The organism is Flavihumibacter sp., assembly GCF_036676075.1.
Taxonomy (GTDB): domain Bacteria; phylum Bacteroidota; class Bacteroidia; order Chitinophagales; family Chitinophagaceae; genus Flavihumibacter.
On sequence record NZ_JAKFDQ010000007.1, the window covers coordinates 1,149,262 to 1,161,233 of the forward strand.

Below are 11,972 nucleotides of genomic sequence, written 5' to 3' on the forward strand. Positions count from 1 at the left end.
CAGGAGGGTGTACCGACTGGATACACAGTGGAACGGCTTTTTAATAGATAAACTGACTACTATTCAATTACTATTAAAATTGTTATTATGGCAAACTTAGCAGAAGTATTAAATGACCTGATCCTCATCAACAATGACAGGGTAGAAGGATATGAAAAAGCGATGACAGAAACTGATGGTATTGATGTGGATCTTAAGGCGATCTTTACGAAGATGGCCAACCAGAGCCGCGATTATGTAAGAGAACTTACCGTTGCTGTATCACAGCTAGGTGAAAGGCCTGCTGATGGTACTACTGTATCAGGTAAGGTATATCGCGCATGGATGGATGTAAAGAGTGCCTTTAGTACAGAGGAGCGTAAATCTGTTCTGGAGCTTTGCGAATTTGGCGAAGATGCAGCACAGAAAGCTTATGAAGAAGCCCTGGCTTCGGATGCTGACATGAGTACTGATGTACGTCAGATGATCACCAGCCAGCAGCAGAATCTACGTACTTCACATGATGTGATCAAGAAGTACCGCGATCTTCATAAGGTTATCTCTTAATCATTAAAGCATAACTAAATGAAAACAGATTCAGCCTCAGTTCCAATGCGTAGTCTTAGCTATTGCATGGAGAAGGCCATAGAAGATGGATATAGTGCAAATTTCCAGGTAGTGGATGGATTACTGCAACATGCAGACAGTGGACAATCCTACGAACCAGAGCAGGTACATATTGTGAACTTTTTCAGGTTTGAGGGAGAAAGTGATCCCGAGGATAATTCCATCCTGTACATCATTGAAACCAATGATGGCAGGAAGGGCACTATATCAGATGCATATGGCACTTATGCCAGTGAGGAATTCGGCGCCTTTTTTACTAAGGTTGAGGACATTCAGAAAAAGACAGCTACAGAAGAGTAGATTGTCACCCTTTAAAATACTAAAAGGCCGTCTCTCAGGAGACGGCCTTTTAGTTTAGTTATTTGCAGGGCAGGTAAGTGTGGTTCTTTTTATTCGGGAGGTATCATAACTGAATTTATCAGCCAGACCTTTAAGTAATTCCTGATAACCATTCTCAGTTATTGAAGGTTCGCGGGTAAGAATCTGTAATGATTTTCTATTAGGATGGCCCAGCATCACCCATTGGTTGGCAGGATCCATTTCAAGTACCCAAAGCCTGGTTCCGAAAATACCACGTTTAACCTTGAGTTTACTATTGTTTGATCCTCTAACCGGTTTGGCTATCATTTCACGCTTCTCTGTTTCACCGTCATCTTTGGCAACGCAGGTGTTGGTGATTAAAAGTTCACCATTGCGATAGGCATACTCTGAAGTAGTACAGCTGCAATCCTTTTTTCCAATTTTAGGAATGCTGGCAATTTCATACCATTTACCTTGTAGTTGAGGAAGGTTTGTGCTATCTGCAACAGGGAGTACTTTTTGGGCAGATACATTACTACCTATGGTGATAATCCCCGCCAATATGAGTATCGATTTCATAATTGTTGATTGTGTTTTAATAAAAAAAAGGCCATAGAATGGCCTTATGCGTGTGATATATGGAGCCGAAGCGCTATGCTCCCCGGCGGATAAGCGTCAGAAGGATTGACACTACAGCCAGTACCAACAAAATGTGAATTACACCAGTAGCACTGTAAACAAAGATTCCAAGTAACCATCCGATAATGAGGATGACAGCGATCAGATATAGTATGTTGTTCATAACAAAAAAATTTAGGTGAAAAGATTGTTTACCCTTTCATGAAAAAAACAATGCCCTGCCATAAACTATCGGGGTATTATCAAAAAAGGCTCATCATTGGTTATAAGTTTCCCCATAAAGGGGAAATATTATGTGTATATTATATAGGGTTTGACGGCACAATTTCTTCTTAACAATTTCTGATGAAAAGAATCCGCAATTTTTTCAAACTTCTTGTTTCGTCTGGCAAATCATTTATTGAAGATGATGCACTAAAATTAAGCGCATCTCTATCCTATTATACCATTTTTGCCCTGGGTCCGGTATTATTACTGGTGATCTCTTTTGCGGGAATATTTTATGGCAAGGAAGCGGTGCAGGGTAAGATATTCGGGGAGATCAAAGGGTTGGTGGGCAATTCGGCCGCTTACCAGATCCAGCATATAATCAGCAGTATTGAGAAGAATGATAACAGTGTAACAGGAGCTATAATTGGATTTGTAATCCTGATATTTGGTGCCACAGGTGTGTTTACGGAGATACAGGGATCTATCAATTATATCTGGTCAATCAAGGCAAAACCCAAAAAGGGTTGGGTAAGACTATTGATCAACCGTCTTACCTCTTTTTCTTTAGTTGTAGCCACGAGTTTTATTTTACTGGTTGCCCTTATTGTAAATGCAGTCCTCGATCTTTTCAATGAAAAGCTTGCTTCCATATTTCCTGAAACGGCGCTGGTAGTATTTTACATTTTTAATAACGTCACCATTTTCGTGGTGATAAGCGCCATGTTTGCCATCATATACAGGGTTTTGCCTGATGCAACTATATCGTGGAAGGATGCGCTGCTGGGAGCCGGATTTACGTCAATATTATTCCTGGCAGGCAAATCATTGATCGGGCTATATCTGGGGAATTCAAATTTTGGGATCACCTATGGTACTGCAGCCTCCATCATGATCATACTGGCATGGGTTTATTATTCATCGATGATCCTGTATTTCGGGGCCACGTTCACAAAATTATATGCATTGAATTATGGCTCCGGGATCATACCCGATGAAACTGCGGTATTTATTATAAAAAGCGAAACCAAAGAGATCAACAAAACCTAAACCGATGGACCTGCGATCACACAGTGCTTACTGGCTGATGAAGAACGGCCTGATAAGCAGCTATCCTTCCCTGCAGCACAACGAAAAAACAGAAATAGCGGTAATGGGTGCCGGTATTACCGGTGCACTTGTAGCATGGCATTTATGCCGGGCCGGTTTCAAAGTTGCAATAATTGATAAGCGGCATGCGGGCATGGGAAGTACTGCTGCCAGCACTGCCCTTTTACAATATGAGATTGATACGCCACTTTATGAACTCATAGAAAAAGTGGGTGAGAAGAATGCAGTAAGGAGTTACGAGTATTGTTCTGAAGCAATTGATGCGTTGGAAAATATATGCAACCGCTTTGAGGGTAAAGCAGGTTTCAGAAAGAGGCCCAGCCTGCAATATGCTTCTGCAAAAAAAGATGTAAGCGATCTTAAAAAAGAGTATGCGTTAAGGAAGAACAATGGTTTTCGTTTACAATACTGGGACGATAAGAAAGTAGAAGATACCATGGGATTTAAAGCCCCCGCGGCATTGTATTCAAGCCAGGGAGCTGAAATGGATGCCTATCGATTGGCACATCATCTTTTGGGAGACTGCATTAAGAAGGGGGCCGCCATCTATGATAATACAAAGGTTGAATCGATAGTGCATCATAAGAAAACGGTGACGTTGAAAACGGAGAATGGAATGAAGATCGAATGCCGGCATTTAATAATAGCCTGCGGTTATGAATCGCAGCAATACATTCCACAGAAAGTTGAGACCCTGCATTCTACTTATGCAATGGTGAGTGAGCCTATGCCTGACCGGGAACTCTGGTATCGCAACTGCCTGATATGGGAAACGGCAACGCCTTATCTCTACATGCGTACAACAACAGATAACCGGATTCTTGTAGGAGGCCTTGATGATGATTTTTATGCGCCTGATAAACGAGATGCCCGAATTGCGGCAAAAACAAAAAAGCTGGTAAAAGACTTCAATAAGAAATTTCCCGATATACCAATTGTTCCGGATTTTCAGTGGGCAGGTACATTTGCTTCCACTAAAGACGGGCTACCTTATATAGGGAGTATACGTCAGCGACCCAATACATATTTCGCACTTGGATTTGGCGGAAATGGAATTACATTCAGCCAGATAGCCGCTGAACAGATCACAGCAGCCATAAAGGGAAATCCACACCCCGACCTTTCAATTTTTTCATTTAACCGATAAACCTCTACCATGCAGCCAATAACATTACTGCAATATTTCCATTGGTATTATCCCACTGATGGATCACTCTGGAATCATCTTGCTGAGCAGGCGCCTGAACTAAGGGCAAAAGGCATTAATGCCGTTTGGATACCTCCCCCATATAAAGGTGCCTCTGGTGGTTACTCAGTTGGATATGATACTTACGACCTGTTTGATCTTGGAGAATTTGACCAGAAGGGTTCTGTAAGAACGAAGTATGGAACAAAAGAAGAGCTTCTTAACGCTATAAAGGTTTGCCATGATAATGGCATTGCTGTAATTGCAGATGTAGTTTTCAACCACAAGGCCGGGGCCGACCATTTGGAAAAACTTACTGTTAGAAAAGTGGATCCTGCCAATCGAACCGAATTTATCAGTGACCCTTTTGAAATAGAAGCCTGGACCAAATTCACATTCCCCGGCAGAGGAGGTAAATATTCTGAATTCATCTGGGATCACAGATGTTTCACTGGCATTGACTGGGCTCATGATATTAATGAAGATGGTGTGTATACAATCCAGAATGAATATGGTGAGGGCTGGGAGGATCTAACGGAAAACGAACTTGGTAATTATGATTACCTGATGAGTGCGGATATTGAATTCCGCAATCCGGCAGTACGTGAAGAATTGAAATACTGGGGAAAATGGTTCCTGGAATTGACGCATGCCGATGGATTCAGACTGGATGCAGTTAAGCATATGACCCCGAAAATCATCAATGAGTGGGTAGAGCATGTACAAACAGTAAGTCCAAAAGAGCTACTGGTGATTGGTGAATACTGGAACGTTCATAATGTACAGGCGCTCAAGCAATATATTGATGCGACGCATGGTAAAGTACAGTTATTTGATGCTCCCTTGCATCATAACTTTTTCGTGGCTTCACAGCTGGGCAATAAGTTTGACATGCGTCATATCTTCGATAATACGCTGGTAAAGGAAATTCCACACCTGGCCATTACGCTGGTGGACAATCATGACACTCAACCGCTGCAGGAGCTGGAGAGCCCAGTGGAGGCATGGTTCAAACCCATTGCTTATGCTTTGATACTGCTACGAAAAGATGGTATCCCCTGTCTCTTCTACCCTGCCTTTTTTGGTGCGCATTATGTTGATAAAGGAGATGATGGCAATGATTATGAGATATGGCTGGCCCGCGTTGAGGAGCTGGCAGCGATGCTGCCTTTGAGAGAGAAGATCGCTTTTGGAGAACAACGCGATTATTTCGATCATCCCAATTGCATTGGCTGGATACGTACAGGTATTGCTGAGGATAAAACTTCAGGATTGGCAGTGGTGCTTTCTAATGGAAGCGATGGTTATAAGTATATGGAACTGGGCGAACAGCATGCAGGAAGGAAGATGAAAGATATGCTGGGTAAATGCCCGCAGGAAATCGTCTTAAATGAAAAAGGTGGTGCAGAATTCCATTGCCTGGCCGGATCTGTTTCCGTGTGGGTATAGAAATTAATCCTGGATTGGAAGGTTAACAACAAAGGTTGTTCCCCTTCCTTCCACGGATTTGACCTCAATAAAACCTTTATGACTTTGTATAATGTTCATAGTGGAAGCGAGGCCCAATCCCATGCCATTACGCTTTGAAGTATAGTAGGGTTCAAATAACCTGCTAAGGCTTTCCTGTGACATGCCGCAACCGTTATCAGTGATCTCAGTAATTACATATTTATCCTTGTGGTAGATGCGAATAAATATCTGCCGGTCGGCAGTTCTTTCTTCCATGGCTTCAATGGCGTTAACGATTATATTCATGAACGCGATCTTTAGCTTATCCTTATCCGTTAGAACAAGCAAAGGCTTTTCTTCAATTTCGGAACTTACCTTTACCTGTTTTAATTTAATACTGTCGGCCGCATCTGCCAGCACTTCGTCTACCAGTAGCTGTAAACTTCCCACGCGAAGATCAATTTCCGATGGCCTTGAACTGTTGAGCAATTCGGAAATAATATTGCTTATCCTGGTGCTGTTACGTCTGATTACATCAAGGTAAATCTTAGAACTGTCGTCGCAATTTTCCTGTTGAAGTTGTTCGGCAGACAGGGTTATATTATTAAGGGGATTACGTACTTCATGCGCCAGGGTTCTGATCAGGCGTCCGGTGGCAGCAAGCTTTTCGGCCTGAAGTGTGAGCCATTCTGCCTTCTTCAGGTTGGTTATGTCATGCAGGATACCATGAATATATTTCCCTTCATTAATATCGGCTTCTACAGAAGCTGACAGAATGCAGCTTTTGCGGTCGCCCGTTCCCGTTACAACATCTACTTCATGGCCATTTATGGTATGCCCTGCCTGTAATAACTGGATAATTTTTTCACCTGATTGAGGCTCGTACAACATCTCCTGCAATGGCGTATTGAGCAGATTTTCCATCGAATATCCCAGGAGATCAGTGGCGGCTTTGTTGACGTCGCGGAAACGCAGATCCATACCTGCAATAAATACAGCATCCATGGATTGCTCAAAAATATTTCTGAATTTCCGTTCGTTGCGTTTGATGGCTTTGATATAGGAATATCTCTCCAGCGCATAACGAATTGTTCTTTCCAGTTTTTCACTGTTCAGTTCAGATTTTACCAGGTAATCAAATGCCCCTATACGCATTGCTTCGCGGTCGATATCCCGGTTGCCCTTTCCTGTAAGCAGGATGATCGGCTCCTCGCATTTCCTTGCAATGGCCTCTTTTAAAAGATCGACACCGGTTTTTGCACCAAGCCGGTAATCCACAAAATAGAGATCATATTCGTGATTGACCATCATCTGGAGCGCCACGTTATACTGGCTTGCCCATTTAATTTCCATATTGGCCTCAGGAATACCGTTGAGATAATCACTTGTAATAAAAAAGTCATCCTCATCATCATCCACGATCAATATCCTGGTGTTCATTTTAGTAAAGGGCATTCAGAATCTTATTGTTTGTCTGGTATGATAAAACTAAAGGTGGCTCCTTCGCCAGGCCTTCCAGTGGCGAAGATCTGACCATTATGCCTTTCTGCAATTCGTTTGCAAATAGAAAGACCAATCCCTGATCCGGGATATTCTGATTTACCATGCAGCCGCTGAAAGATCTGGAAGATACGATGTTCATAGTCCTGGTCAAAACCAATACCATTATCTTCCACATCAATCTGGTAATAGTTTTTATCGGTAGGTAAAAGATGTAATTCTTTATCTTTTCGACTTATCTTAAAAGCACTGATTCTGATTTGCGGGACCATATCGGGCTTACGGAATTTCAGTGCATTACCCAGCAGGTTTATAAACATTTGCCGGATAAGCGATGGGATGGCTTCAAGTTCCGGCAGGGTTTCTACTTTAACTATGGCACCTGATTCCTCTATAGGTATTTCCAGATCGAGGATAGCTTCACGTGCCACCAGCGAAAGATCTATATATTCAAAAGCATGATTACTTCTTGATACACGGGAAAGTTCCAGCAGGTTTTCAATGAGGTTGCGCATATTGTCGGACGCTGCTTCCATCCTGTCTAGATACATCTGCCCTTCTGTACCTAAAATATCTCCAAATTTTTCGCGGAGCCTCGACCCAAAGGTGGTGATCTTCCGGAGAGGTTCCTGGAGATCGTGTGAAGCTGCATAGGCAAATTCCTCCAGCTCTTTATTAGAACGGTTCAATTCACGTACATTCCGTTGCAATTCATTTTCCACATGCTTTACACGGGTAACATCCCGGGTTTTACCAATAACTTTTATGGGAACATTGGCATTATCAACAACTACGCGCCCGCGGCTATTTACCGTTATCAGGTGTCCCTTTTTTGTGTAAGCAGCAAATTCAATTTCGAAGTCAGATCGATTTTCGATTGCTTCCATTACTACCGTTTCTACTCTCTCCCGATCTTCATCGTGAATTGATTTAAGGAAGTCCTCAAATTTAAGCTCTCTTCCATCGCTATCATCCTCATAAACGGCTCTTAATCCCTCAGATCGTGAAACAGAATTTGTTTTCAGATCCCAAACAAATACGCCATAATTCAAAAGAAGTTCTGTTTGTTTCTGCAATTCGAGGCTTGCTTTGCTCTCAATATTCTGGGAATATTGATCGGAGATGTCACGAAAGAAACCAGTAAGTTTTTCGACCTCGCCTTTATTATTCAGAACTGGCTTTGCGACAGATGTTATGAATATACGTTTCCCATCTTTTCGACCAAGGGAAAACTCTAATTTAAATTCCTCTTTAAGATTGGAGGCTGTAGTAATTTTAGAGCGGATATCATCTCTGTCCCTCTCACAAATATGACTATAAAGAAGCTCACCGGTAATTTCCGGCCTCTCTTCTTTTGAGTACCCCAGAAGGTTATACATCCCTTCTGACCATTCCATTTTATCAGTTTGGATATCCCAGCTCCAGGTTCCCACATTCAGCATACGCTCTGCATCTTCAATAAGTTTGCGGGCGGCGGCACGTTCCTTATCAACTTCTATTTGTTCGGTTATATCCTGCGCCATGAATAACATAGAGGAGGGACTACCCTTATCGTTTCGACGAAGCACGGTTCCGACAGTCCGGAAATAGCGGAAATTCCTTTCTTTATGCTTTAACCGGCAATTATAAGAATAGCTGGAATTATCTTCCAGCTTATAATATTTCTCCAGTTCCTCCTGTACCAGGGTAAGATCATCATCAAAGATCATCTTGGTGAAATCATTATCCCACTCGCTTATATCTTCCCATGCGTATCCCAGCAGGTCAGTGATATGCCTGTTGATATACCTGAGTTTGCGGCTCTCAGCGTCAAAAACATATATAAGGGCTGGAAAAAGGTCCGTTATCTGTTGCACCAATCCCTCACTATTTTCATCAGCTGTAAGCAGATCTCTCAGTTGCCTGATGGAGATATTGCCATTTTCATTTTGCATTACAGATTGTTGAATTGCTGGTATTGCTTCATTTTATTGTACAGTGTCTTCCTGTCAATATTGAGCAATCTTGCAGCTTTTGTTTTGTTGAAGTTGGATTGCTTCAACGCTTCTACGATCATTTCATATTCAGCATCTATACTGGCGGATTTAAGGGAAAGGTCATTCAGTACAGGTTTTAAAGGAGCGGTTTGTACAGGGGCTGCCACTTCAGGTGTAGCCTGGTACATATTGAAATTAGATGGGCTATCGGGCACCTGCGAAGAGAAATTCAGTTTATCGTGATAGATGATTTCGAATGGTAGCGCCTGAACTTCTACAAATTCACCATCGGTGAGCAATGCCGCACGTTTTACAACATTCTTTAATTCACGCAGGTTTCCGAACCATGGATATTGAATAAATACCTGTTGTACTTCCCTGCTGAAATCAGAGATACCCTTTCCCAGTTCTGCATTCGTGAGTGCAAGAAAATGCCGGGCATAAAGCAGTATATCTTCTGCACGTTCGCGAAGTGGTGGCAGGTTAATGCTGAATTCATTAAAGCGATGGTAGAGGTCTTCCCGGAATTTTCCGTTACGCGCAGCATCCCATAGTTTTTCATTACTTGCAACGATTATGCGGAGGTCAAGTTCTATATCCTTATTGCCCCCAACTCTCCGGATCTTTCTCTCCTGTACAACCCGCAGTAATGAAACCTGGATATCATAGGGAAGATTGGCGATCTCATCAAGAAATACTGTTCCGCCATTTGCGAGTTCAAGGCTTCCCACTTTCTGGTTTAATGCACCTGTAAAGGAACCTTTTTCGTGGCCGAATAATTCACTTGCCGCCAGTTCTTTTGACATGGCACCACAGTCGATTGCGATGAAGGGTTTATCTTTTCTTTTGCTTTGTTCGTGTATCTTACTGGCGATGGCTTCCTTACCACTACCGCTCTCCCCATAAATGATAACACTGTAATTTGTAGGCGATACCAGTTCGATCTGCTTCAATATATTTTTCATTTCCGGGGTATTCCCGAAAATGTATTTTTCTTTTGGTGGTTCAATACCCTGCCGACGCGCCGGGGCGCCTGGTATTGGTGATTTTGAATCTTCTGACGACTGAGGAACATGAATTCTTGATGCCGCATCAAGGGCTTTGCGGATGGTAATTAATATTTCATCCGGGAAAACCGGTTTGGTGACATAATCATAGGCACCCATTTTCAGGATTTCGACAGCCAGTTTTACATCGCTATAGCCGGTGATGACAATAAATGGAATGCCCGGGTACATTTCCCGGGTTTTTGTTAGAACCTGTTTTCCATCCATGTCCTCCAGCCTGAAATCGCAGAGTACGAGATCAGGTTTCTGCTGGCTCATGAATTCAAGCGCTTTTTTGCCGTTGTACATCTCCGTTACTTCGAAATGCTGCCTTGTCAGAAATCTGTTCAGCAACATACACATATCCCGGTCATCGTCTATCACCAATATTTTCTGCATGATTGATTTATATATTATCTGATGGTAATGCGAATCTTATGCCCACATGGCCCGAACCTGTGCTACCGGGATCTGCAACAGGTCGCGGTATTTGGCAACAGTTCTCCTGGCTACTTTATAGCCTTTGTTCATAAGGATTGCTACCAATTGCTGGTCGGTATATGGATTGCTTTTGTCTTCATTGCTTATCACTTCTTCCAGAGCATGACGAATAACCCTGTTACTGATAACTTCACCAGTTTTGTTTATAATGCCTTCAGTAAAGAGGTCTTTCAGGTGAATTGTTCCAAAATGGGTGTCAGCATATTTATTGCTGGTAAGTCGGGATACAGTTGAAATATCGAGTCCAACCTGGTCAGCTATATTCTTCAGAATCATTGGCTGAAGCTTATTAACATCACCATCTTCGAAATATGCTTTCTGGTATTGGATGATTGCTTTGGTAATTTTCATCATGCTTTCGTTGCGCTGCCTGATAGCATACAGTAGCCAGTTTGCTGACTGGAGTTTGCTGCGAAGATATTGGAGGGCGCCTTTGTCTTTAGTAGCCTGCATGGTTTCCTGGAGCGCATCGCTCACTCTGAAATTTTCTGCTGTAATACCACAAACCGTGATTGTGAAGCTGTCGCCATCTAAACTAATTTGTATGTCAGGAACGATATTGTCTTTAGGAGAAATGGAGGTAACTGTTTCTGCAACAGGCCGCATGGAAAGATCCCCAAGAAATTGTACGATCATGCGAAACTCTTCTTCATCAAGGTTAAGTGCGTCCATGATCTTTTCAAACCGGCGGCCTTTAAAGTCATCATAATAACGTTGTAAAAGCGCGGTAGAAACTTTTACATCAGGTCTTTTCTGGTTCATGCGGGCTAATTGCAGCAGCCAGCATTCCCTTATATCACGGGCACCAATACCTGCAGGTTCCAATTCCTGGATGAGCTTAAGAGCTGCTTCCACTTCTTCCTCCGTTGTCATGAAATGGGAGAAGCTGAAATCATCAGCAATGGCTTCCAGGTCTTTTTGGAGTAACCCTGTTTCTTCAAGGCAGTCAATCAGGTAATGAGCCAAACTCAGCAGTCTGTCATCAACCACGCGCATAGATAATTGTCTGCGTGCTTCTTCCCTGAAATCAACCACATCTGCCATTGGCCTTTCGGGCATGGCTTCTGCATTGAAATAATTGGCGTATTCAACGCTATAATCAGGAACGTCATTATAAGCATATTCATCCCAGTCTTTATAATCCTGTGCCGCCTCCCTGTCATAAGTATCACCCAACCGCTCGTCGGTATGATCCAGGGTTTCTTCCAGGTATGGATTCTGGTCCATTTCCTGGCGAATATGCATTTGGAGTTCCTGTGTATTCAATTGAAAAAGATTCAGCAACTGAATCTGCTGAGGCAATATCTTTAATGTCTGATGTTGGTTTTGTTGCTGGCGGATCATAAACGTTCATTTGAAGGTTACCTGATTTATAAAACAATCCAGACGCCAAAAACCCGAATATGGCTCCCCAAATTGAGAAAATTTATAACTATCTGAATATCATCAATT

General features: G+C 42.6%; 11 protein-coding genes. 5 read left to right on the forward strand and 6 right to left on the reverse strand.

Going from position 1 to position 11,972, the window contains the following annotated elements; translation table 11 throughout:
• The first annotated feature begins 87 nt into the window (after window positions 1-87).
• Together V6M43_RS07760 and V6M43_RS07765 are read left to right on the forward strand one after the other, a co-directional pair.
• Window positions 88-546 carry a ferritin-like domain-containing protein gene (locus V6M43_RS07760; protein ID WP_332733958.1) on the forward strand — a complete coding sequence of 153 codons (459 nt, stop codon included), beginning with the start codon at window positions 88-90 and terminating at the stop codon, window positions 544-546.
• Window positions 547-564: 18 nt separating this feature from the next.
• Window positions 565-906, forward strand: coding sequence for a hypothetical protein (locus V6M43_RS07765; RefSeq protein ID WP_332733960.1), 342 nt, complete (start codon window positions 565-567; stop codon window positions 904-906).
• Between the two features lie 54 nt (window positions 907-960).
• Here V6M43_RS07765 and V6M43_RS07770 read toward each other — a convergent pair whose 3' ends face one another.
• The gene (locus tag V6M43_RS07770) at window positions 961-1,485 is read right to left on the reverse strand and encodes a lipocalin family protein (RefSeq protein WP_332733962.1); all 525 of its coding nucleotides are present in this window, start codon (window positions 1,483-1,485) and stop codon (window positions 961-963) included.
• Between the two features lie 73 nt (window positions 1,486-1,558).
• Entirely contained in the window at window positions 1,559-1,708 is a 150-nt protein-coding gene (locus V6M43_RS07775) for a lmo0937 family membrane protein (RefSeq protein ID WP_156123609.1), read from the reverse strand.
• A gap of 182 nt (window positions 1,709-1,890) precedes the next feature.
• Between V6M43_RS07775 and V6M43_RS07780 the strand changes: the two genes are divergently transcribed.
• Genes V6M43_RS07780 through amyA form a run of 3 tightly spaced genes read left to right on the forward strand, consistent with a single transcriptional unit; the run spans window position 1,891 to window position 5,497 of the window.
• A complete protein-coding gene (locus tag V6M43_RS07780; protein WP_332733965.1) occupies window positions 1,891-2,802 on the forward strand; it encodes a YihY/virulence factor BrkB family protein in 912 nt (303 codons plus the stop codon).
• Window positions 2,803-2,806: 4 nt separating this feature from the next.
• Window positions 2,807-4,009 (forward strand): NAD(P)/FAD-dependent oxidoreductase, encoded by a 1,203-nt coding sequence (locus V6M43_RS07785; RefSeq protein WP_332733967.1) that lies wholly within the window; start codon window positions 2,807-2,809, stop codon window positions 4,007-4,009.
• A 9-nt stretch (window positions 4,010-4,018) separates the two neighbouring features.
• On the forward strand, window positions 4,019-5,497 hold the full coding sequence (gene amyA, locus V6M43_RS07790; RefSeq protein ID WP_332733969.1) for an alpha-amylase: 1,479 nt from the start codon (window positions 4,019-4,021) through the stop codon (window positions 5,495-5,497).
• A gap of 3 nt (window positions 5,498-5,500) precedes the next feature.
• On the opposite strand, the gene V6M43_RS07795 is transcribed toward amyA, so the two are convergent.
• From V6M43_RS07795 to rpoN, 4 genes are read right to left on the reverse strand one after another with little or no spacing between them, the layout of a single operon-like run.
• On the reverse strand, window positions 5,501-6,952 hold the full coding sequence (locus tag V6M43_RS07795) for a hybrid sensor histidine kinase/response regulator (RefSeq protein WP_332733971.1): 1,452 nt from the start codon (window positions 6,950-6,952) through the stop codon (window positions 5,501-5,503).
• 8 nt (window positions 6,953-6,960) lie between these two features.
• The gene (locus V6M43_RS07800) at window positions 6,961-8,931 is read right to left on the reverse strand and encodes a PAS domain-containing sensor histidine kinase (RefSeq protein WP_332733973.1); all 1,971 of its coding nucleotides are present in this window, start codon (window positions 8,929-8,931) and stop codon (window positions 6,961-6,963) included.
• Complete coding sequence (locus V6M43_RS07805; RefSeq protein ID WP_332733975.1) at window positions 8,931-10,418, reverse strand: sigma-54-dependent transcriptional regulator; 1,488 nt, start codon at window positions 10,416-10,418, stop codon at window positions 8,931-8,933. Before V6M43_RS07805 ends, V6M43_RS07800 begins: the two co-directional genes overlap by 1 nt.
• A 36-nt stretch (window positions 10,419-10,454) precedes the next feature.
• Complete coding sequence (gene rpoN / locus V6M43_RS07810; RefSeq protein WP_332733977.1) at window positions 10,455-11,864, reverse strand: RNA polymerase factor sigma-54; 1,410 nt, start codon at window positions 11,862-11,864, stop codon at window positions 10,455-10,457.
• Between the last annotated feature and the right edge of the window lie 108 nt (window positions 11,865-11,972).